Source organism: Micromonospora pallida (assembly GCF_900090325.1).
Classification (GTDB): domain Bacteria; phylum Actinomycetota; class Actinomycetes; order Mycobacteriales; family Micromonosporaceae; genus Micromonospora; species Micromonospora pallida.
The window spans coordinates 1,655,168-1,677,216 of the sequence record NZ_FMHW01000002.1 but is presented as its reverse complement, the minus strand read 5'-3'; the positions used below and the strand labels follow the sequence as shown (position 1 = coordinate 1,677,216).

Genomic DNA, 22,049 nt, shown 5'->3' with positions numbered 1-22,049 from the left:
TGACCTCTCGGGGTGTACGAACGGTGGTGGATGGGTGGGTTCAGCCGAGGACGCGGGAGAGGAACTCCCGGGTCCGGGGGTGTTGGGGGGCGCCGAGCACGTCGGCCGGTGGGCCGCTCTCCACGACCACACCGTCGTCCATGAAGACGAGCGTGTCGCCGACCTCGCGGGCGAAGCCGGTCTCGTGGGTGACGACGACCATGGTCATGCCGTCGGCGGCGAGGGTCTTCATCACGTCGAGCACCTCGCCGACCAGTTCCGGGTCGAGGGCGGAGGTGGGCTCGTCGAAGAGCATCAGGTACGGCTGCATGGCCAGCGCCCGGGCGATGGCGACCCGCTGCTGCTGCCCGCCGCTGAGCTGCGCCGGGTAGGCGTCGTACTTGTCGCTGAGGCCGACCCGGTCGAGCAGGCGACGGGCGGCGGCGGTGGCGTCGGTGCGGTTGTGCCGCAGGGCGCGCAGTGGGCCCTCGATCACGTTGCCGAGCGCGGTCATGTGCGGGAAGAGGTTGAACCGCTGAAAGACCATGCCGATCCCGCGCCGCTGCCGGGCGATCTCCCGCTCGTTCAGCTCGTACAGCCGCCCCTGGCGTACCCGGTGGCCGACCAGTTCGTCGCGGACCCACAGCTCGCCGTCGTCGATCCGTTCGAGTTGGTTGACGCAGCGCAGGAAGGTGCTCTTGCCCGAGCCGGACGGCCCCATCACGCAGAGCACCTCCCCGGCGTGCACGGTCAGGGACACCCCACGCAGCACGTGGACCGGTCCGAACGACTTGTGGATGCCGAGGGCCTGGACGACGGGTGTGCCGGTCACGCGGGGTTCTCCTTCTCTCGGCGCGCGAGGGCGCGGGCAGCCCGGCGGGTGGTGTGCTGGAAGCCCCGGCCGAACCGTCGTTCGACGAAGTGTTGGATCACGCTGAGCACCGAGACGACCACCAGGTACCAGATCGCCGCGACGATGAGCAGTTCGATGACCCGGTTGTTGGCGTAGTAGATGAACTCGGCGCTCTCCAGGATCTCGCCGTAGGTGATCACCGCGGCGAGCGAGGACATCTTCAGCGTGCTGATGAACTCGTTGCCCAGCGGCGGCACGATCACCCGCATCGCCTGGGGCAGCACCACCCGATGGCGGATCTGCCCGGGGGTGAGGCTGAGTGCCTGGGCTGCCTCGATCTGGCCCCGGTCGACCGAGAGGATCCCGGCGCGGACGAGTTCGGCGGTGTACGCGCTCATGTTGATGCCCAGGCCGAGCAGGGCCGCCATGAACGGGGTCATCACGTCGATGGTGCGGGCCTGGAAGCTGCCGAAGCCGATGGTCGGGAAGACCAGGGCCAGGTTGTACCAGATCAGCAGTTGCAGCAGCACCGGCACACCCCGGAACAGCCAGATGTAGCCCAGGGCGACCGTACGGGTCACCGGGTTCGCCGACATCCGCATCACCGCGACCACGACGCCGAGGACGATGGCCAGCGCCATCGAGCAGAGCGTGATCACGACGGTGTTGCCCAGTCCGTGCAGGATCGCCCCGGCGGTCAGGTACCGGCCGACCACCGCCCACTCGATGCTGCCCTGGGCGAAGGCCCGGGCGAGCAGGGCGAGCACGACGAGCACCAGGGCCGCCGAGACCCAGCGGCCGTAGTGCCGTAGCGGCACCCGGGGCAGCCCGGCGAGTTGTCCCGGTCCCGGTGCCGGCTCGGTGGCGGTGCCACCCCGGTCCGTGCTGGTCATCGTGCCTCCCGTCGGCTGCTTTCGCCGAGTCTCACCGGCGGCGACGGGGTGGCGGTACCTGACAGGAGGTCGAGTGGGGCGGCCCTGGCCAGGACTTTCTGTCGTACGGACGCCGGGGTGGGCTACGTCCGGTCCGGTGCCGGGCGGGTGTCGTCGGGGTCGGCGGCGCCGTCGGCGAGCAGGGCGAGCCACAGTTCCATGCGTTCGTAGGCGGAGGCGAGGTCGCGGCCGGTGATCCGTTCGATGCGCTCGATCCGGGCCCGCAGGGTGTGCCGGTGGATGCCGAGTTCGGCGGCGGTCTCGTTCCAGTGCCCGTTGTGCGCGAGGAACGCGCGCAGGGTGGCCAGCAGGGTGCCGTCCCGGCCACCGTCGTGCTGCTGGAGTGGGCCGAGCACCCGACGGACGAAGCCGGCGAGGGCCTGGGGTGACTGGGCGTGGAACAGCATCTGGAGGGCCTCCAGGTCGTCGAAGCGGGTCACCGCCCGCCGTTCGGCCTGGCCGACCTCGGCGGCGTGGCTGGCCGCGCGGTGCGAGTGCGAGACGCGTTCGACCGGCACCACGTCGCCCAGGCCGAGCGCGACGGTGGGGCGGACCGAGGCCAGCCGGGCCAGGGCCCGGGCGGTGCGGTCCGAGCCGTCGGTGAGCACGGTGACCCGGGCCTGCCGGCCGGCGGCCTGGACGACCACCGCGCCGGGCAGGTTGGCCTCGCTCATCAGCTCGTTCACCCGGTCCCCCAGCGGGTCGCCCCGGCTGGCGTCGCAGAGGTACGTAGCGACCCGCAGGGCGGTGGGGTCGAGTTCCCAGCCGGTCACGTGCTGCTCGGCCACGGACGGCGCGATCGCGCCCCGGAGCAGTTGGAGCAGGGTGTCGGAGCGCAGCCGGCGCAGTTGCCGGCTGGCCGCCTGCGAACGTTCCATCTCCAGCGACAGCAGGGCAACCCCGCCGGCCAGCACCATCCGGCTGTAGTCGCTGGCCCGCCCCGGCACGCCGGCGACCAGGAAGCCCCGCATCCGGCCCCGGGCGCCGAGGGTGTGGATCGCGATGGACTCACGCGGGGTGACCACCGCGCTGCTCGCCCGGATGCCCCGCTCACGGGTGCGCATGAGGTCCGGGAGCAGGGCGGGCAGCCGTTCACCGGCCTCCGGCGGCCAGGCGCGGACGACGGTCGCCGCGGTGTCGGTGAGCACGGCCCAGCCGTCGACCGCCCGGGAGATCGCGGTGACGATGCCGCCCCGCCCGTGCTCCAGCGCGGCGGCGGTCAGCGTCTGCTGGGCGTCGAAGGCCCGGGCGATGGTGTCGTACCGCTCGGCGGCGAGCAGCTTGGACACGCCTTCGGAGATCGCCACGTAGGGCGCGTCGACCGGGATCTCCAGCAGGGGCAGCCCGCGTTCCTCGGCGGCGGCACGCAGCGGTTCGGGCACGTCGGGGTGGTCCAGGCCGACCCCGAAGCCGAGCCCGGCCAGCCCGGTGTCGGCGAGCCGGTGCAGGTACGGCCCGAACTCCTCCGGGTCGGTGATCCGCATACCGGTGGTGAGCAGGAGTTCCCCACCGCGCAGCCACGGGGTCGGGTCCACCGTCTCGCTGACGTGCACCCAGCGGACCTCGTTGCCCAGCCCGGCATCGCCGGCCACCATCCGCAGCCGCAGTTCCGGCAGCGCGAGCACCTGCGCGACGGTCACCGCCATCGGCCCCACCTCCCCTGTTGTTGATCATGTCTGGACGGCCTGTCTTCGACATGAAGTACAGTCCGACCTGCGGTGACGTGACAATAGGTCGCCTTCCGACAGCCGCGCGGTCGCTTGAAGACTGGGGCAACGTCAGCCGATCACCGGCGGCGGTCAGGCGGGGTGTGGGGTACGCCATCACCCGCGAACCCGGAGGAGACAGTGTGAAGAAGTCAGCCACATGGGTGAGCGTGGCGGTCGCCGCGGCTCTCCTCGCCGGTTGCGGCGGCGCCGACGAGCCGGCCGCCGGCGGGGCGTCGGACAACCCCCTCAACGCGTTGCTCCCCGAGGCGATCCGCGACGCCGGTCGGCTCAACGTCGGCAACAGCCCGGTCTACCCGCCGATGTCGTACCTGCCGGAGGGCACCGAGGACCGCGAGAAGCGGCAGGGCTTCGACGTCGACCTGGCCCGGGCCCTCGGCGAGAAGCTGGGCGTCACTGTCACGTTCGTCACCCAGGAGTACGAGCAGTACATCCCGTCGCTGGCCACCGGCCGGATCGACCTGATCCAGTCCGCCATGCAGGACCTGGAGTCCCGCCGGGAGACGGTCGACTTCGTCGACTACTACACCACCGGCCCGCAGTTGTTCACCCGCGCCGACAAAGCCGCCCAGTTCCCCACCGAGGCCGACGTCTGCGGCCAGAAGGTGGCGGTGGACAGCGGCGACACCGGCTACCGCAACGCCCTCGCCGAGTTCAACGCCAAGGTCTGTGCCCCGGCCGGCAAGCCGCCGACGCAGGAGCTGACCACCAACGGCACCGCCGACGCGCTGCTGCAGTTGCAGCAGGGCCGGGCCGACGTGAGCATCCGGGGCGCCGAGTCCATCCGGTACGTCACCAAGGAACAGGAACCGGGCAAGTACGCGCTGATCGGCAAGCCGATCGCGGAGATCCCGGTCGGTATCGGCGTGAAGAAGGGCAACACCGAACTGCGGGACGCGGTGGCGGCGGCGCTCAAGACGCTGATCGAGGACGGCACGTACGCCAAGATCGGCGAGAAGTGGGGCCTGGCGGACATCCTGCGTCCGTCGGTCACCGTCAACGGCCAGCCGGCGGCCTGACATGACAGTCACCGTCCTGCGCGGCGGCACCGTGTTCACCCCACGGCCGGCCGGCACCGCCGACGTGGTCGTCGGTGGACGCGACGTCCTCGCCGTGACGGCGACGGCTGACTCCCCCTCCGGCGGCCCGACGGTCGGGCCGCCGGACGCGGTGGTCCACGACTGCACCGGCCTGCTGGTGGTGCCCGGGCTGGTCGACGGGCACCTGCACATCGTCGGCGGGGGCGGCGGCGCCGGCTACCACTCCCGGATCCCCGAGCTGCCGGCCGACGTGATCGTCGAGGCCGGCACCACCACCTGCGTCGGGATGCCCGGCGTCGACCCGGTCAGCAAGGGCCCGGAGGCGCTGCTCGCCCGGGCGTACGCCCTGCCGGTCGCCGGTCCACGGGCCTGGGTGATGGCCGGCGGGTTCCACTGGCCGCCGCCCACCCTGACCGGGTCCCTGCTGCGGGACCTCTACCTGCTGCCGCACCTGGTCGGCGTCAAGGTGGCCCTGTACGAGCACAAGGCCACCTGCCCGGACCTCGCCGAGCTGACCCGGCTGCTGCGGGAGCTGGAGTGGGCGGCCGGGGCCACCGGCCGGGCCGCCCTGCTGCACGTACACCTCGGCACCGCCGCCGGAGACCCGGACCTGCTCCCCCGGGCGCTGGACGCCGCCGGCGCGGACCCGCGCCGGCTCCAGGTCACCCACGCCAACTACGGTCCCCGGACGCTCGACCTGGCCGCCCGGATCGGTGCCGCCGGTTCCTGGGTCGACGTCAACCCGCTGATCAACCCGGACCGCATCGTCGGTGCGGTGGCTCCGGTCGACGCGGTCGCGGAACTGCTCGACCGTGGGGTGCCGGCCGACCGGCTCACCCTCAGCAGCGACGGGAACGCCTCGGTGCCCCGGACGCTGCCCGACGGCACCCGGGAGGAGTTCGCCTACCGGGTGGAGCTGCTGCCGACCGTCCGCGCGCTGGTCGACACCGGCACGCTCGACCTGGCCGACGCCCTGGCCCTGGTGACCCGGAACCCCGCCACCGCACTCCACCTGGACGGTGCCGGCACGCTCCGCCCCGGCGTGCCGGCCGACGTCGTCGTGCTCGACCCGGAGCTGCGGGTACGTCAGGTGTTCCGGGACGGCACCGAACTGGTCCGGGACGGTCGGGCGGTCACCCCCGCCCCGTTCCGCCAGCCCGTCTCCGGTACGGACCGTTCACCGGAGACCGGGAGCCGCTGATGCGACACGTGCTCTTCCAGGACTCCGGACCGACCGCGCCCGCCGGGCCGCCCGTACCGGTCTGGGTCGACGCCGCCACCCCAACGCCCGGCCCCGGCCAGGTGCTGATCGAGGTGCACGCGGCCGGGCTCAACCGCGCCGACCTGCTGCAACGGGACGCCGACTACCGGCCGCCGGTCGGCGAGTCGGCGGTGCCCGGCCTGGAATGCGCCGGTCGGATCGTCGCGTTGGGCAGCGGGGTCACCGACCTGCGGGTCGGTGACCGGGTCTGCGCCCTGCTCGGCAGCGGCGGGTACGCCACCCACGTCGTCGCACCGCAGGCCCAGGTGCTTCCGGTGCCCGACGGATGGCGCATGACCGAGGCCGCCGCGCTGCCGGAGGCGCTGGCCACCGCCTGGTGGAACCTGCGGACCCTCGGCGGCCTGCGCCCCGGGGATCGGGTGCTGGTGCACGCGGCCAACTCCGGCGTGGGCACCATGGCCGTCCGCCTGGCCCGGGCACTCGGCGCGCGCGTCGCCGGCACCGTCCGCACCGCCGAACTGGCCGAGCGGGTACGGGCCCTCGGGGCCGACCCGGTGGTGGTGTCCACGGCGGCGGACGCGGAGCGGACCCTGCGCGAGCAGGCCCCGGAGGGCTTCGACATCGTGCTCGACCTGGTCGGCGCGGCCGTCGCCGGGCTCACCCTGGCCGGGTTGCGCAGCGGAGGCCGGTGGCTCTGTGTCGGGGTGCTCAGCGGCGACGACGTCACCCTCAGCCTGCGCACCGTGATCCGGCGGCGGCTCGTGCTGACCGGCGGCTCGCTGCGCAGTCTGCCCGCCGCCGAGAAGGCCGCCATCATCGCCGACCTGCGCCGGGCCCAGCCCTGGGCGGCACCGGACGCGGTCCGCCCGGTGCTCGCCGCCACCTACCCGGCGGCTGAGGTCACCGCTGCCTTGGCGCACCTGGAACGCGGCGGCCTGCTCGGCAAGATCGTGCTCGACCTCACCCGCCTCGATCCGTCCCCCACCCTGGAGCTGCCGTGAGCCCGACCGCACCCACCCCAGTCCGACCCACCGTGGAGCGTGTCGGACTGGCGCTCGGCTACGACCCGGCGGTGTCCGTCCGGGAGATGGCCGCCTCGGCCGCCGCCGCCGAACGGGCCGGTTTCGACACCGCGTTCTTCTCCGAGACGCTGTTCACCAACCGCGACTCGGCCAGCGCCCTCGCCGCGTTCGGGCTGGCCACCGAGCGGGTCACCCTCGGCGCCACCCAGGTGGTCCGGCTGCGCAGCCCGCTGGTGATGGCCCAGACGGCGGCCACCCTCGACGAGCTGAGCGGTGGTCGGCTCGTCCTGGTGGTCGGGGCGTTCACCGCCAAGCACGCCGCCCGCAACGGCCGGCCGCTGACCGACCCGATCACCACCCTCCGCGAGTACGTCGAGTCGATCCGGGCGCTGCTCACCGGGGAACGGGTCACCTACCGGGGCGAGGTCGTCCAGCTCGACGACGTAGGGCTGAACTTCACCCCGGTCCGGGCGGACATCCCGATCTGGATCGCCGCCGCCAGCCGCCGGGGGCTGGTCAACGCGGCGAAGCTCGGCGACGGCGTGCTGCTCGACGCCGGGACCTCCCCGGAGTACTCGGCCAACGCGGTCGAGCTGCTCCGGCGCAGCTGCGAGACGATCGACCGGGACCCGGCCGAGCTGACCGTGGCCCAGTTGGTCAACACCTCCATCGAGGACGACCGGGAGGCGGCCGTCGCCGCGATCCGCTGGGAGGTGGCGACCAAGTTCACCTACGCGTCCACCCCGAAGGCCAAGATGTCGGTGGGCGAGCCGACCATCGACCCGGACGACCTGCCCCGGTTCGCCGAGGCGTTCGCGCGGGGCGGCAAGGCCGCCCTCCAGGAGATCCTGCCCGAGCGGTACGTCACCTCGCTGACCGCCACCGGCACCGCTGCGGACGTACGGGCCCGGATCGCCGCGTACCGGCAGGCCGGGGTGACCCTGCCGCTGGTCCGCCCGGCCGCGCCGCACCAACTCGACCGGCTGCTGCGCACCTTCGGCCGCCCCGAGGCGGGCTGACAGCGGAACGGCCGTCCCGACGTCACCTGTCATGGCGGACACCGTACCGACGGGCACCGACAGTCATCGCGCGGACCCGTACGGCGAGCGAAGCGGCCCGCGACCCGACCGGTTCGGGTGAGGCAGCGTGTCGGTGGCCCCCCGTACGGTGCGACCGTGAACGCGCTTCAGACGTATCGTTACCTCCAACCGTCCGCGCTGCACGAAGGTGACCTGGCGTTGCAGACCAGCGGCGGGCCCTCGGCCAACCCGCGGTTCTTCACCGGTTTCCTGACCGCGCCCCGGACCGCCGCGGCCGGGCTGCTGGCCGTCGCCGAGGTCGCCCGGACCCGCTACCACCAGCCGGTCAACCCGGCGAGCCTCGACCCGGTGGTCACCGGCAGCCGGGACCGGCTGCGGTTCGAGTCCTTCTCCGGTTGCTGCGGGGTGTACGCGCGGCTCGACGTCTCCCCCGCCGGTTTCGACGGCGACGTCGTCGAGCACGGCACCACCAACGTCGACGTGAACGCGCCGCTGCGCGAGGCGCTGGCCCGGGTCGGCGGCCTCGACCCGCTGCACCTGTCGGTCGGGCCGGACGACCTCACCGTCTCCACGCTCGACGGTCCGGTGGTGGAGAAGAAGGTGCCGCTGCCGGCCCGCTGGCTGCGGGGCTTCGCCGAGGTCCACGTACTGGCAGCGGAGATGGCCCTGCGCGCCGACGTCCCGGCGACCGACGCGGCGGCGTTCCTGCGTCGGCTCCCCGCCTCCGGTGACCGGTCGGTGCTCTGGGCGGTGCCGGCCGGTCGGTCGCTGCGGCTGACCTCGCGCCCCGCCCCGGGCGGGGTCTGTCTGGCCGGGCCGGGGCGGCTCGCCGCGCTGCGCGGGATGCTGCGCTTCGCCCGGAGCCTGCGGGTGTACGGTCCGGCGCTGACGGCCGGCTCGTCGCCCACGGCCAGTGTCTGGGAGCTGGACACCGGGGGGATGCGGCTGTCGCTGACCCTCTCGCCCGAGCCGTACCGGGGGTTCTCCGGGGAGGGCGGCGTGCTGGCCTCCCTGGCCTCCGACGACGTGGCCGACGACGCCGCGCTGGTCAGCGCGCTGCTGTCCTGGGATCCGACGATCGACGTGCCGACCCTGGCGGCGCAGGCGGGCGTGCCCTGGGAGCGGGTGCAGGCCGCGCTGGTGCAGTTGGGCACCGCCGGTCGGGTCGGGTACGACGTGGCCGAGGACGCCTACTTCCACCGGGTGCTGCCCTACGACGCCGGCCGTGCCGAGCGGGACAATCCCCGCCTGGCGGGTGCGCGGGCGCTGGTGGAGGCCGGGGCGGTCGGCTGGGACGGGGAGGTGGCCACGGTCCAGCACGGCACCGAGGTCTACCGGGTCCGCCGCCGTGCGGAAGGCGGATACACCTGCTCCTGTCTGTGGTGGAGCCGGCACCGGGGTGAACGGGGGCCGTGCCGGCATGCGCTCGCCGCGTCCATGGTGGAGGCGGCGGCATGAGCGACTGGCGCTTCGACCACCTGGCCACCGGGGACGTCCGGGCGGCCATGGTGAGCGTCACCGGGCTCACCGAGGAGCGCCGGCGGGACCTGGCCAAGGCGCTGCTGGTCCACGTCCGCGAGGGGGAACGCTCCTGGTGGTGGAACGACTACGCGGCCGCGCTGGCGGTGGTGGCGGTCGGTTGCCTGCCCAGCGCCGCCCAGACGGCCCAACTGCTCGGCCGGCGGGCGGTGTCGCTGCGCCGGACCGCCGCCGCCCCGGTGATCGAGGTGGCCCGGCAGCGGGGCGTCACCTGGCTGGCCGACCTCGCCTACCGGCTGGCGGACCGGCTCCCCCGTACCGACCCGGGCGACGGGTGGGCGTTCGTCGCCGAACTGCTCACCGCCGAGCAGGCCCCGCCGCCGACCGGGGAGACCTTCGTGTCGGGCTGGGTGTCCGACCTGAGCTGGCCGCGGGACGGGCGGCGCAACGGCCCGCTGGCGGAGCGGCTGGCCGCGGATCCGTTCCTCGACGCGCTGCTGCCCCGCCTGTTCGAGGTGGACGGCGTCGGGGTGGCCATGGCCTTCGACGACTCCTCGACCCGGGAGAAGATGGCCCTGCCCCGGGCGCTCGCGGAACTGGCCGGTACGGGTCGGCTGGACCGTACGGTCCTGCTGGACGGGTGTCTGAGCCGCCTGCTGCGGGACGACCGGCCGGCCGCGCTGCGGGCGTTCGTCGCCCTGCACGACCTGCTCGCCCCGACCGTGGCGGAGGTCGCCACCCGGGCTGCCGGCTACCTGCGGCTGCTCGCCGACGCCCCGGCGCCGGTGGCGACGATGGCGCAGAAGGCGCTGCGGCAGTGGGACGACCTGGAGGTGGAGGCCCTTCTCGAGGCCTCCCGGACGGTGCTGGCCCGGCCGGACAAGGCGTTGGCACGAACCCAACTGGGCTGGCTCGACCGGCTCGCCCGCCGCCGAGCGGACCACGCGGCGGAGATCGCCGAGGTCCTGGCCGTGGCGCTGGACCACCCCGCCGCCGACGTGCGGGACCGGGCGGGCACGCTGACCGCCCGACACGGGTACGCACCCCCGCCGGTGGTGGTCACCGTGAGCGGGGACGATCTGCCGCCCTCGCCCGCGCCGGCGTCGACCCCGCCGCCGATCACCGACCCCGACGAACTGGCCGAGGAGGTCGCCGCCCTGCTCGGCGGCGAACTTCGCGCCCTGCCCCTGGACCGGGTCCTGGACGGGCTGGTCCGGCTGGCCGGCGCCGACCGTCCGCGCCTGCACCGGGCGCTCGTCCCGGTGCTGGACCGGCACCGACACCGGCTGGACGACCACCCGTGGGATCCGTGCTGCCTGTGCGGCCTGCTCGGCGATGTGCTGTACACGGCGGTCGAACCCTCCCGGGCGGAGCAGCGTCGCGGCCGGTGGCATGCGCTGATGGCCGGGGTGGGTCCCTCCCCGGAAACGGAGCAGCAGTCCGGCGAGGCGCGCGTGCCGGCACTGCACCGGCTGCTCCGGGCCCGCCTGGCCGAGGTCGGCAGTCGGGTCGGTTCGCCCGGCTATCCGGCGCTGCTGGCCACGCCGACCTCGGTGACCGGGGCCGTCGACCCGCTGGCGCTGTACGAGCGGATCGCCCGCCTCGGCTCGGGCGGACCGTGGCGGTGGGACCTGACCCAGGCGCTGCTGCGGCTGCCCACCGGGTTCGACGAGCCGCTCGCCGCGAAGGCGGCTGCCCTGCGCAGCCCGGCCGGGGACCGGCTCGCCGTCTGGCTGCGCGAGGGCGGCCTGCCCCGCCCGGTCCACGAGGTCGTCACGGTGCCACGTCGGCAGCGCCGCAAGTCCTACGACTGGGAGTACGACCGGCTGCCTAAGCAGCGCCGGCAGGTGCGGCTCGCTCCACCGGAGGGCCACCACGACCGGCTCGGGCTGCTCACCGTGCCCCCCGTGCTCGTCGGGATCGACCACGGCAACCGGGCGACGCTCTGGGCGCCGGTGCTGCCGTGGCATCCCGCCGTGGTGGCCGCGCACGCGCTGCCCGAGGTGGCCAGCACCGCCGACCAGGACGCCCGGGGCGGCGCGGCGATCCTGCCGCTGCTGGCCGAGAGCGGCGGCGAGGGTGGCCCCGCCCTCGACCTGGCGCTGGCGTACGGGCTGGGCGCCCGGCACGAGGCCGACCGGGTCGCCGCCCTCGACGCGCTCCTGCTGCTCGCCGCCGCCGGCACGCTGGACGCCCCGGCCATCGGTGGACACCTGGGCGAACTGGCGGCCAGCGGCAGTGTGCTGCCGACCCGGGCGCTGACCCCGCTGCGGGACGCGGCCACGGCCGGCGCTCCGCTGACCACGTGGCGGCTGCTCGCCGCCGCCCTGCCGGCGATCCTGGCCGTGCCGACCGCGCCCCGGGGCACCCCTGACCTGCTGACGTTGGCCGCCGAGACGGCCACCCGGGTCGGGGTGCGCATCGAGGTGCCGGGGCTGGCCGAGGTCGCCGCACGGGGCGGGTCGAGCCGACTGGTCCGGGAGGCGCGACGGCTCACCGAGGCGCTCGACGGGGTCTCCCGGACCGGCCAGCGGACGTCGTAGTGACCGGACCGGCGGGCCGCCACGGCGTCCCGCCGGTCACGCCTCGACGGCCATCTCCCCCAGCTCGGACCAGTCGTCCTGCGGGATCGTCGTGTTGACGATGCGCGGCGTGGCGGCCAGGTGCGGCGGCAGGTCACGCTGCGCCGCCCGGAAGTGCGCCGACTGGACGTGGGCCGCACCGGCGTCGCCGTCGCGGAACGCCTCGACGAGGACGTACTCGTTCGGGTTGTCGACGCTGCGGGACCAGTCGAACCAGAGGCAGCCCGGCTCGGCGCGGGTCGCCTCGGTGAAGGCGCGGGCGATGTCCGGCCAGCGGTCCGCGTCCTCGGGGCGTACCAGGAACTTGGCGGTGATGAAGATCATCGGGTGACCTTTCCGGTTGGGTGGGGCACCGCCCGGTCCGGGCGGCGTACGCGACACGGCCCCTTCCATATACTGGACACTGTGTCCAGGAATGATGCTACCCCTGCTCCTGTCGGAGGAACTCCTGATCCGCGCGGCGCGGGCAAGATCACATCGGCACGCCGACGCGGGCGGCCCCGGAGCACCAGCGCCCGCGAGGCGATCGTGCGCGCCGCCGGCGAGCTCGCCCTCAGCGGGGGCGGGCAGGCCGCGACCATCGACGCGATCGCGAAACGGGCCGGGGTCAGCCGCACGACCATCTACCGGTGGTGGGCCTCACCGGCCGCGGTGCTGCTCGAGGGCCTGCTCGACGAGGTACGCGACTCCATCGACCCGATGGCGGACGCCTCCGCGCGCGACGCGCTCGCCCACCACGTTCACGCCCTCACCGACCTGCTCCGGGACACCCTGGCCGGTCCGCTGCTGCGCCACGTCGTCGCGGCCGCCGCCACTGACGACCTGGTGAACCGCGCCCTGCTCGACCATTGGATAACCCCCCGCCGACGCAGCGCCACGTCGATCGTCCAACGTGGCATCCGCGCCGGGCAGATCGACCCGGACGTTGACGTCGACACCGTCGTCGACGCCCTCTGCGCCCCTGCCTACCAGCGCCTGGTGCTCGGGCTGTCACCGCTGACCCGAGAGGAGTCGCACCGCCTGTTCGACGTGGTCTGGCGGGGCATCGGTATCGACCCGGACAGCGGGCCGCGCGGCGGCGATGGCCAGCCCGGCAGCACCGGGGTTGAGCAGGTCACAGGCCGCGACGCGCGAGCTCTTCGATCAGGTTGCGTTTGCGACTGTGGGTGACCTTGAACGTCGCCAGCTCCCTGCGGAAGTCGCCGCCGCTGCGGGTGATGAGGTCTTTGAGAACAAACAGCAGGCTGGCGATCCGCTCGTAACTACGGTTGCGGTCCCGGCCGTGGAACTCGAATGCCTCATCGACCAGCGACCAGTAGACGGCAATCGCGTCCTCCGGATGTGAGACGGCTCGGGCGTTGGCTGCCTTGACCAGCGTGGCACCGGTGCACCCATGGCGTCGCGCCACGTCCCACGCCTCATCCGGCGCGCCCTCCTCGATCAGGAGATGCACCAGCGTGTACACCGACCTGGCGTGGGGTCCGGTGGTCGCCGTCCACCCTCCCGGTGTGTCCGGCGGGAGGCCCGGGCCGGCCGTACGGCGCAGCAGGTCGAGCGCCTCGTCGCGCAGCCGCGGCCAATCGGCCCCGGCCAGGCTCGCGGCCTCCCGCAACGCCCGATAGGCCGCCTCGGTGCGGGCCGACGCGAAATGGCGTCGCCGTACCTGGAGCGCGTCGGCCAGGCGGCCTTGGCGGGTGTAGAGGACGGCCAACAGCTCGGCGACCGGTCTCGGGTCATCGCCAAGCTTGACGCCAGGGTTGCGGGCACGTTCCAGCCAGCCGACAGCCTCCTCGATGCGACTCGCGGCGACGAGTACCTCGGCGACACGGGCATAGCTCCGGTAGGTCGAGAGGTCGGCGGCCAGGAGCGCCACGTGTTCATCGGTGTCGCCGCCGGCCTCGAGCACCTCTTCCCGCAGCGTCTGCTGCTGCGCGGACGCACCCTCGATCGTGGCGAGTGCCTCCCGGCATGCGGTCAGCACACGATCCAACGAAGCGAGATCCGAAGCCGGAAAGCGATACCCGTGGTGCGGGTGCTCAAGGCGAATGCCGACGAACCACTGCGCCAGCCGCACGGCATCGGGTGGGGTGACCTGGCACAGCCGCAGGTGCTCTCGCCAGGCGACGGAGAGGACCGCCAGCACGGGTGCGTCGTCGTCGGCCGTGGTCTCGCCAGGCTCACAGTGCTCGGTTTCCTGGTCAACCGCGTCAAGCAGACGTTGCACCACCAGCCGCAGCCCCTCCTGTGCGGCGGCGTGGTGCGCCGCAGGCTGGTGGCTGAACGCGAACACGATCGCCCGGGCCCGCTCGGCATAGGTGGCTCCCGCCCCGGCCCCGTACCCTTCCTCCAGGCGCTCCGCCTGTTTCCGCAGTTGCGTCGGGTCGCTCGCCGTGGCCAGCAGCCACAGGCGGTGACACAGTGCCGGGTCGTCCTGCGCCGCGTCACGCAGCAGCTCGACCAACTCGTACGGATGGCGACCGGCCAGGAAGACCTCGACGGCCTGCCATTGTTGCTGTTGCCCCGGCAGCACTTCGGACGGAGGCGGAGTCGCGCGCAAGGACGAGCCGCCGATCAGTCTCAACCCCACCGCGACGCAGTGTTTGCAGAAATGCCCTTCCAGCCCATGTGGACAGTCGCAGTTTCCGGCCGGCTCCCCGTCCCGCTGATCCAGCCGGACACGGTAAGTGGCCCCGGATCCGGTGCTGCTCAGCACCGTCGCCGTCACGGTCCCGGCCTCCTCGGCCACGTCGGCCACGTCGCCGACGCAGCGGCCGCCACGCTCGAAGAGCGTGACTCCAGCCCTTCGTCGCAGCGCCGCCTCGGTGAGCCAGGTCATGGACGGCAATCCTACGATCTTGTGCAAGCAGGCTCGTGTTTCTCGCCAGTGCGCGTCGGAGCAGCACGCCGCGCCACCTCGGCGGGAGGTGGATCCGACGTCCAGGGCGGTGCACGCCGTCGGGGTCGGCGGGCGGCGGCTCGTAGAATTCGGCCGTGCCCGAGATCGTCCAACTGTTGGCCTCGCCCGTACACCGCTATCTGGGTCGGCCGGCCGACGGGCCGACGCCGGCAGCCCCGGGCGAACTCGTCGAGGAGATCCGGATCCGGGCCGGGCTCGGCATCGTCGGCGACCGCTACTTCGGGCGGCCCGCGCACCGCGACGCGAGCGTCACCCTGATCGCGTCGGAGTCCCTGCCGCCCGGGGCCGACCTGGTGCAGGTCCGGCGCAACATCCTCACCGTCGGCCTCGCCGTGGACGAGCTGGTCGGCACCGTGCTGGTCCTCGACTCGGGCGAGGGGCCGGTCAGCCTGCGGGTCAACCGCGCCGCCCACCCGTGCGCCTGGATGGACGCCACCATCGGCCCGGGTGCCTGGAAGGCGCTACGCGGTCGGGGCGGGGTCCGCTGCACCCCACTGACCGACGGCACGCTGCGGGTGGGTCCGGTCCAGGTCACCACCGGCTGACCGTACGGCAGGCCGTCGCCCGGCGACGACGCCTTGATGTCGGGTCGCCCGGCCTCAGACGACCCGGGCGACCGGCTCCTCACCGGCGAGGACGTTCAGCAGGTTCCGGGCGGCCAGTTCCGCCATCGCGTACCGGGTCTCCTCGGTCGCGCTGCCCACGTGCGGCGTGACCATGACGTTGGGCAGGTGCAGCAGCGGGTTGTCCGGATCGGGCGGCTCGGTGGAGAGCACGTCCAGCCCCGCGCCGGCGAGCCGACCCGACCGCAGGGCCGCCACCAGGGCCCGCTCGTCCACCACGTCGCCCCGGGCGGTGTTCACCAGGTACGCGCCGGGTTTCATCGCCGCCAGCTCCCGTTCGCCGACGCTGTGCCGGGTCTCGGGGGTCAGTGGCAGGTGGATGGTGAGGAAGTCGGCGCGGGCGAAGAGTTCCTCCCTGGTCACCCAGCTCGCGCCGAACGCGTCGTCCTCGGCGGTCGGACCGGACCGGGTGTGGTAGATGATCTCCATCCCGAAGCCGGCGGCGCAGGTCCGCGCCACCCGTCGGCCGATCCGCCCCATGCCCAGGATGCCGAGCACCTTGCCGGCCACGTCGGTGCCGAGCGCGGGTCGGGCGCCGGTGGTGGCCCAGGAGCCCCGGCCGCTGTCCAGGCACTCCCCGAACCGCCGGGCGATGCCGACCACGAGCAGGGCGGTGAGGTCGGCGACCGCCCCGTCGAGCACCCCAGGGGTGTGGCACACGGCCACGCCACGGCGGCGACAGGCGGCCAGGTCGACCCGGTCGTAGCCGACCGCCCGCAGCGAGACCACCCGCAGCTTCGGGGCCGCGGCGAGGAACTCCTCGGTGACCGGCTCCTGGCCGATCACGACCACTCCCTCCGCGTGGGCCAGGGCCGCCCTTCCCTCGGCGGTGTCGAGCTGGTCGCGGGTGAGGGTACGGACGGTGTGCCGGACGCCGATCTCGTCGAGAACCCGGTCGGGCAGTCCGGTGCCCAGGACGACGACCTGTGCCATCGTGCTTACCTCCCGGTGCTGGTCGTCGGGCCGACGTCAGGGCTTGACGGCCAGGACGGGCCGGTCGGCGTCGAGCAGGATGCGCTGGGCCGTGCTGCCCATGATCAGTTTGCCGACCGGCGAGCGGCGACGCAGGCCGATCACGATCACCGAGACGTCAAGTTCCTCGGCGACCCGGAGGACCTCGTCGGCGAGGTCCCCGGCGTGGGCGTCCTGGCGGACCTCGACGTCGACACCGGCCGCCGTCGCCCGCTGGATCATGTCCGCGACCGCGGCCTCACTCGCGACGTCCGCGCTGACCGGCGCACCCGCGCGCGGGGCGTTGAGGACCACCAGCCGTTCCCGGCGACGCCCGGCCTCCTCGACGGCGGCCGTGAAGGCGGCGTCTCCTTCGGGCCTGGGGATGTAGGCGACGAGGACGGTCACACGAGCTCCTTGGTGTCGTGGGCGGCGGTATCGGGGTGGGACGACGCCCGGCGGCGGCCGAGGACCGCCCGGATCGGCGGAAGCAGGGCCACGAGCAGGAACATGGCGAGCAGGGTGCCGGAGATCGGTCGGGTGAAGAAGCCGGTGGCGTCGCCGTCGAAGATCAGCAGCGAGCGGCGCAGCGAGTCCTCGAGGAGCGAGCCGAGCACGAACGCCAGCACCAGGGGGCCAGGGTCGAAGCCGAACTTCTTCATGAGGTAGCCGAGGGCTCCGAAGACGATCACCAGCACGATGTCGAAGACGTCGTTGTTCACCGTGTAGACGCCGACCAGCGTGATCAGCACCGTGATGGGGGCGAGGATGGTGGCCCGCACCCGCAGGATCTTCACGAACAGGCCGACCAGCGGAATGCTCATGATCAGCAACAGGATGTTGCCGATGTACATGGAGTTGACGACGCCCCAGAAGAGTTCGGGCTCCTGGCTGACCAGCTGCGGGCCCGGGCTCACGCCCTGGATCAGCAGCGCGCCGAAGATGACGGCCATCGTCGCGTTGGCCGGGATGCCGAGCGTCAGCAGCGGGATGAACGACGACGTCGCCGCCGCGTTGTTCGCCGTCTCCGGGGCGGCCACGCCCTCGACGGCGCCCTTGCCGAACCGCTCGGGGTGCTTGGACCGCTTCTTCTCGAGGGCGTACGCGGCCAGGGACGACAATGTGGCACCGCCGCCGGGCAGGATCCCCAGGACGAAGCCCAGCAGCGAGCCGCGTCCGATGGCCCCCGAGGACTGACGCAGGTCCGCCCGCGACGGCCAGACGTTGGCCACTGTCGTGGGCGCCTGCACCGCCCGGTGGCGTTCCTCGAGGTTGTAGAGGATCTCGCCGAGGCCGAAGAGGCCCATCGCGATCGGGACGAAGTCCAGGCCGTCGGCGAGCGACAGGTTGTCGAAGGTGAACCGCTCGGCGCCGGTGAACCCGTCCCGGCCGACCGTGGCCAGCAGCAGGCCGACGGCAGCGGCGATCACGGCCTTGAGCCGTCCGCCGCTGCTCACCGTTGCCACGAGGAGGATGCCGAGCAGGGCCAGGGCCGTGTACTCGGGCGGGCCGAAGTCCAGCGCGAAGCCCGCCACCACGGGAGCGACCAGCGTCAGCGCGATGATCGACACCGTTCCGCCGATGAACGAGCCGACGGCGGCGATGCCGAGCGCCGTCCCGGCCCGGCCCTGCCGGGCCAGCGCGTAGCCGTCGAAGACCGTCACCACCGAGGATGCCTCGCCGGGCAGGCGGAGCAGGACGGAGGTGATGGTGCCGCCGTACTGGGCGCCGTAGAAGATCCCGGCGAGCATGATGACCGCGGTCACCGGCTCGATGCCGAAGGTCACCGGCAGGAGGATCGCGATGGTCGCCGCCGGACCGAGGCCGGGCAGCACGCCGATCAGCATGCCGATGACGACACCGATCAGGCAGTACAGCAGGTTCGTCGGTTCGAGTACGACGCCGAAGCCGTCGAGTACAGGAGCGAAGTCCACGGGACGGTCCTAGAAGAGGTGCGGGATGGGGACGGCGAGGGCCGCCACGAAGAGGAGGTAGAACGCGACCACCACGGCGAGGCTGACGACGACCGAGGTACGCCAGCTTTCCCGGCCGAGGAACCGTAGCCAGACGAAGGCGAGCAGGGTCGCGGGGATCTCGAAGCCGATGACCTCGATCACCGCGACGAACACGACCATGGTGGCCAGGCCGGCGAAGACCAGCCAACTCGCCCGCGAGAATCGTTCGGCGTCGGTCGTCCGCCGGGCGGTGGCCAGCAGACCGAGGCCCAGCAGGACAAGCACACCGCTGACCAGCAGCGGCCAGGTGCCCCCCTCGGGGCTGCGGGCGCTGCCGAGGCCGAGCCGGGCGGAGCCGACCAGCGCGGCGACACCGAGCACGACCACGGCGGCGGCCACGAGGACGTTGCTCAACGGCCCGGCCGCGGGTGGGCGGCCCTCGTGTTCGGCCTCCTCGACCTGGTGGACCGCCTCGGCGAGGCTGACCCCGTCGAGGTCGGGTTCCCCGGGACCGGGCGCCTCGGCGGCGGGGCCGCTCGCCGGTTCGGCCTGCCGGGTCGCCCCGGGGGCGCCCCCAGCGGCCGCCCGGCCGCCGGGGACCGCCGGGCTACCCGCCCGGTCGTTCGCAGAGGTCACTTCGCTCCGCCGAGGTTGATGTTGTGCTTCTGGAGCACGCTCTTGTACTCCGTGAGGCTGGTGGTCCACTGCTTGCGCAACTCCTCGCCGTCGACCTCGTTCGGGGTGAGCAGGTTCTCCTCGTTGAACTTCTTGTACGCCTCGGCCTGGAATGCCTTCTGGAACGCCGCGCGCAGGGTGTCAATGGCCGCCGTCGGCGTGCCCTTCGGGGCGAAGATCGCCCGGGACTGCTGCACCGGCACGTCGAGGCCGGCCTCGCCGGCGGTCGGGGTGTCGGCCAGGTACGTCGGCCGCTTGTCGGCGAAGGTGACGATCGGGGTCAACTTGCCGGCCTCGATCTGTTCGATCGCCTCGCCGAGCTGCACGGCGCCGACGTCCACCTGGCTACCCAGCACCGCGGTCAGCGTGGGCGAACCGCCGTCGAAGGGGACGGCCTTGGCGTCGATGCCCTTCTGGGCGAACAGCAGCGCCTGGGAGAGCTGGCTGCCCGTACCCACACCGGTCGTCCCGAAGGTGATCTGCCGCCCCGCCTTCGCGATGTCGTCGACGGTCTTGAACCCGGACTTCGGCGCGGTCACGAGCACGTAGTCGTCCTGGCTGACGCCGGTGACGATCTCGTATTCCGCGATGTCGGGCACCTGTCCCTCGGCGACCGCCAACGGGGTGATGTAGGCGAGGCTGCCGTTGTAGACCATCAGGGTGTGCCCGTCGGCCTTCTTGCCCGACAGCTCCTTCGCGGCCAGGGCGCCGTTCGCACCGGGCTTGTTCTCCACGGTCACCGGCACGCCGAGGTCGTCGGAGACCTGCTCGGCCAACGCGCGGGCGATGAGGTCGGTGCTGCCGCCCGGGTCCTGGCCGACGAAGATCGTGATCGGCGTGTCGCCGGGGAACGTCGCGCCGTCGTCGGAGCCGCCACCAACGTTGCCGCCGCAGGCCGCGAGCGAGAGGGCCAGGGTGAAGCCGGCACCCAGCGTCGCCCACTGGCGTACGCGGTTGATGCTCATATGGGTTCTCCTCTTAGCAGAGCCGTGTTACGGCGGTGGGCGCTGTGAGTGGGATCACCGACGCGTGGATGACCGCAGCGTAAGAACCTCGGCTCATGCCTGTCCAAATCCAATGGAGCATCAATTGATACCTTCCTGACATGACGTTCACGCTGGAGCAACTTCGCGGTTTCGTGGCCGTAGCCGACGAGCTGCACTTCGGCCGGGCGGCCGCGCGTCTGAAGATGACACAACCTCCCCTGAGCCGTCAGATCCAGAAGCTGGAACGGGCCGTCGGTGCCCAACTGCTGGAACGTGACAATCGACGGGTCACCCTCACCGCGGCGGGCACCGCGTTCCTGACCGAGGCCCGCCGACTGCTCACTCTTGCCGACACCGCCCCCGAGCTGGCCAGACGGGTCTCCTCCGGGGCGAGCGGCCTGGTCCGGATCGGGTTCACCGCCGCCTCCGCGTACGGGGTCCTCGGCGAACTCCTGAACGACCTGAGCCGGGAACTGCCCGAGGTCGACGTCGACCTGACCGAGATGGTGACCCGCGAGCAGGTCGCCGGACTGCTCAAGGAGGAGGTGGATCTGGGACTGGCCCGGCCCCCCTTCGACGAGGAGACCTTCGGCTCCCGGGTACTGCACCGGGAGGCGCTGCTCGTCGCCGCACCCGTGGGCCACCGGCTGCTGGCGCTGGGGCGACCGGCCACGGCGTCGGACCTGTCCGGCGAGCCGGTCGTCATGCACTCGCCGACCAAGGCGAAGTACTTCTACGACCTGGTCGCGGGCGTGGTCCCGATCGCCACCGAGAACATCGTGCACACCGTGAGCCAGGTGCTCACCATGCTCTGGCTCGTGGCGGCCGGCCGTGGCGTCGCGTTCGTCCCCGCCTCCGCCGCGCGGCTCGCGATCGAGGGAGTGGGGTTCGTGCGACTGGAGACGCCCACGCCCGAACCGGTCGAGCTCCACCTGCTGTGGGCCAGGGACTCGAAGAACCCCGCGCTGTGGCGGGCGCTCGCCGCGCTGGAGCGACGCACCGACGGAACCTGATACCCGTCCTGCATCGTTCAATGCGGAACTGCTCTTGGACATGCATCGTCGCCGGTTCTTACCGTGATCGCGACCACGTTCGCGCCGTCGAGAGAAACCGGCGCGGACCCGGACCCAAGGACACGATCACCGTGACGCTGTTGCCGCCGGATGCTCTTGCTGACCGGCTGAAGTCGGGCCTGCTCTCGTTCCCCGTCACCCACTTCGACGCCGATCTCCAGTTCGACGAGGCCCGGTACCGCGAGCACCTGGCCTGGCAGGCGAGCTTCGACGTCGCCGGCCTGTTCGCGGCCGGCGGCACGGGTGAGGGCTTCTCGCTCACCCCGGCCGAGATCGACCGGGTCGTCCGGGTCGCCGTCGACGAGGTGGCCGGCAAGGTCCCCGTCGTCGCGCCGGCCACCGGCGGCACCGCCGTCGCCGTCGCCCAGGCCCAGGCCGCCCAGGCCGCCGGCGCCTCCGGACTGTTGCTCTTCCCGCCGTACCTCACCGAGGCCGGCCAGCAGGGCCTGGCCGAGCACATCAGCACCGTGTGCCGCGCGACCGACCTCGGCGTCATCGTCTACAGCCGCGCCAACGCCGTGCTCACCGACGTCACGGTCGCCGAGATCGCCGACCGCAACCCCAACCTGATCGGGCTCAAGGACGGCGTCGGCGACATCGAGCAGATGACGCGCACCTACGCCCGGGTCGGCGACCGGCTGATCTACGTCGGCGGCCTGCCGACCGCCGAGACGTTCGCCCTGCCACTGTTGCAGCTCGGCGTGACGACCTACTCCTCCGCGCTGTACAACTTCCTGCCCGAGTTCGCACTCCGGTTCTACGCGGCCGTCCGCGCCCAGGACCGGCCAGCGGTCTACCGAATGCTCAACGACTTCGTGATCCCGTACCTGGACATCCGGGACCGGCGCCGGGGGTACGCGGTCTCCATCGTCAAGGCCGGCCTGACCGCGGTCGGACGCGACGGCGGCCCGGTCCGGCCCCCGCTGTCGGACCTCACCGAGAGCGAACTCGCCGAGCTGACCACCCTGGTCAAGAGGGTCTCCTGACCACCTC

20 protein-coding genes are annotated in these 22,049 nt (G+C 72.9%); 10 read left to right on the top strand and 10 right to left on the bottom strand.

Going from position 1 to position 22,049, the window contains the following annotated elements:
• Positions 1-40 precede the first annotated feature (40 nt).
• The 3 genes from GA0074692_RS07420 to GA0074692_RS07410 all read right to left on the bottom strand — a co-directional run bounded on the left by GA0074692_RS07420 (position 41) and on the right by GA0074692_RS07410 (position 3,410).
• Positions 41-811 carry an amino acid ABC transporter ATP-binding protein gene (locus tag GA0074692_RS07420; protein WP_091640743.1) on the bottom strand — a complete coding sequence of 257 codons (771 nt, stop codon included), beginning with the start codon at positions 809-811 and terminating at the stop codon, positions 41-43.
• Positions 808-1,725, bottom strand: a complete 918-nt coding sequence (locus GA0074692_RS07415; RefSeq protein WP_091640741.1) for an amino acid ABC transporter permease — start codon at positions 1,723-1,725, stop codon at positions 808-810. Before GA0074692_RS07415 ends, GA0074692_RS07420 begins: the two co-directional genes overlap by 4 nt.
• Before the next feature lie 122 nt (positions 1,726-1,847).
• Entirely contained in the window at positions 1,848-3,410 is a 1,563-nt protein-coding gene (locus GA0074692_RS07410) for a PucR family transcriptional regulator (protein ID WP_091640739.1), read from the bottom strand.
• 203 nt (positions 3,411-3,613) lie between these two features.
• Between GA0074692_RS07410 and GA0074692_RS07405 the strand changes: the two genes are divergently transcribed.
• The 6 genes from GA0074692_RS07405 (at position 3,614) to GA0074692_RS07380 (ending at position 11,837) form a co-directional block, all read left to right on the top strand.
• A complete protein-coding gene (locus tag GA0074692_RS07405; RefSeq protein WP_176738343.1) occupies positions 3,614-4,510 on the top strand; it encodes an ABC transporter substrate-binding protein in 897 nt (298 codons plus the stop codon).
• Between the two features lies 1 nt (position 4,511).
• Entirely contained in the window at positions 4,512-5,732 is a 1,221-nt protein-coding gene (locus GA0074692_RS07400) for an amidohydrolase family protein (RefSeq protein ID WP_091640734.1), read from the top strand.
• Positions 5,732-6,754, top strand: coding sequence for a zinc-binding dehydrogenase (locus GA0074692_RS07395; RefSeq protein ID WP_091640732.1), 1,023 nt, complete (start codon positions 5,732-5,734; stop codon positions 6,752-6,754). The genes GA0074692_RS07400 and GA0074692_RS07395 overlap by 1 nt, the downstream gene beginning before the upstream one ends.
• Positions 6,751-7,794 carry an LLM class flavin-dependent oxidoreductase gene (locus tag GA0074692_RS07390; protein WP_091640730.1) on the top strand — a complete coding sequence of 348 codons (1,044 nt, stop codon included), beginning with the start codon at positions 6,751-6,753 and terminating at the stop codon, positions 7,792-7,794. The genes GA0074692_RS07395 and GA0074692_RS07390 overlap by 4 nt, the downstream gene beginning before the upstream one ends.
• A 156-nt stretch (positions 7,795-7,950) precedes the next feature.
• On the top strand, positions 7,951-9,273 hold the full coding sequence (locus GA0074692_RS07385) for an SWIM zinc finger family protein (protein WP_091640728.1): 1,323 nt from the start codon (positions 7,951-7,953) through the stop codon (positions 9,271-9,273).
• A complete protein-coding gene (locus GA0074692_RS07380; RefSeq protein WP_245730214.1) occupies positions 9,270-11,837 on the top strand; it encodes a DUF6493 family protein in 2,568 nt (855 codons plus the stop codon). The genes GA0074692_RS07385 and GA0074692_RS07380 overlap by 4 nt, the downstream gene beginning before the upstream one ends.
• 36 nt (positions 11,838-11,873) lie before the next feature.
• On the opposite strand, the gene GA0074692_RS07375 is transcribed toward GA0074692_RS07380, so the two are convergent.
• Positions 11,874-12,200, bottom strand: coding sequence for a putative quinol monooxygenase (locus GA0074692_RS07375; RefSeq protein WP_091640724.1), 327 nt, complete (start codon positions 12,198-12,200; stop codon positions 11,874-11,876).
• Between the two features lie 204 nt (positions 12,201-12,404).
• Here GA0074692_RS07375 and GA0074692_RS07370 point away from each other — a divergent pair, with 204 nt between their 5' ends.
• A complete protein-coding gene (locus tag GA0074692_RS07370; protein WP_218106585.1) occupies positions 12,405-13,046 on the top strand; it encodes a TetR/AcrR family transcriptional regulator in 642 nt (213 codons plus the stop codon).
• Here GA0074692_RS07370 and GA0074692_RS07365 read toward each other — a convergent pair.
• Complete coding sequence (locus GA0074692_RS07365) at positions 12,991-14,712, bottom strand: SWIM zinc finger family protein (protein ID WP_091640721.1); 1,722 nt, start codon at positions 14,710-14,712, stop codon at positions 12,991-12,993. The genes GA0074692_RS07370 and GA0074692_RS07365 overlap by 56 nt on opposite strands.
• Before the next feature lie 155 nt (positions 14,713-14,867).
• On the opposite strand from GA0074692_RS07365, the gene GA0074692_RS07360 reads away from it, so the two are divergent.
• Positions 14,868-15,338, top strand: coding sequence for a molybdenum cofactor biosysynthesis protein (locus tag GA0074692_RS07360; protein WP_091640718.1), 471 nt, complete (start codon positions 14,868-14,870; stop codon positions 15,336-15,338).
• Positions 15,339-15,392: 54 nt separating this feature from the next.
• Here the strand turns inward: GA0074692_RS07360 and GA0074692_RS07355 are convergent, their stop codons facing one another.
• From GA0074692_RS07355 to GA0074692_RS07335, 5 genes are read right to left on the bottom strand one after another with little or no spacing between them, the layout of a single operon-like run.
• Positions 15,393-16,349, bottom strand: a complete 957-nt coding sequence (locus GA0074692_RS07355) for a 2-hydroxyacid dehydrogenase (protein WP_091640716.1) — start codon at positions 16,347-16,349, stop codon at positions 15,393-15,395.
• A 36-nt stretch (positions 16,350-16,385) separates the two neighbouring features.
• Positions 16,386-16,775: a universal stress protein gene (locus GA0074692_RS07350; RefSeq protein WP_091640714.1), complete on the bottom strand. Its 390-nt coding sequence runs from the start codon at positions 16,773-16,775 to the stop codon at positions 16,386-16,388.
• Positions 16,772-18,301 carry a tripartite tricarboxylate transporter permease gene (locus GA0074692_RS07345; RefSeq protein ID WP_091640711.1) on the bottom strand — a complete coding sequence of 510 codons (1,530 nt, stop codon included), beginning with the start codon at positions 18,299-18,301 and terminating at the stop codon, positions 16,772-16,774. Before GA0074692_RS07345 ends, GA0074692_RS07350 begins: the two co-directional genes overlap by 4 nt.
• A 9-nt stretch (positions 18,302-18,310) precedes the next feature.
• Positions 18,311-18,958: a tripartite tricarboxylate transporter TctB family protein gene (locus tag GA0074692_RS07340; RefSeq protein ID WP_091640709.1), complete on the bottom strand. Its 648-nt coding sequence runs from the start codon at positions 18,956-18,958 to the stop codon at positions 18,311-18,313.
• Positions 18,955-19,962: a Bug family tripartite tricarboxylate transporter substrate binding protein gene (locus GA0074692_RS07335; RefSeq protein WP_091640706.1), complete on the bottom strand. Its 1,008-nt coding sequence runs from the start codon at positions 19,960-19,962 to the stop codon at positions 18,955-18,957. Before GA0074692_RS07335 ends, GA0074692_RS07340 begins: the two co-directional genes overlap by 4 nt.
• A gap of 140 nt (positions 19,963-20,102) precedes the next feature.
• Here GA0074692_RS07335 and GA0074692_RS07330 point away from each other — a divergent pair, with 140 nt between their 5' ends.
• Together GA0074692_RS07330 and kdgD are read left to right on the top strand one after the other, a co-directional pair.
• Entirely contained in the window at positions 20,103-20,996 is an 894-nt protein-coding gene (locus GA0074692_RS07330; protein ID WP_091640704.1) for a LysR family transcriptional regulator, read from the top strand.
• Positions 20,997-21,127: 131 nt separating this feature from the next.
• A complete protein-coding gene (gene kdgD / locus GA0074692_RS07325; RefSeq protein WP_091640701.1) occupies positions 21,128-22,042 on the top strand; it encodes a 5-dehydro-4-deoxyglucarate dehydratase in 915 nt (304 codons plus the stop codon).
• The last annotated feature ends 7 nt before the right edge of the window (positions 22,043-22,049 follow it).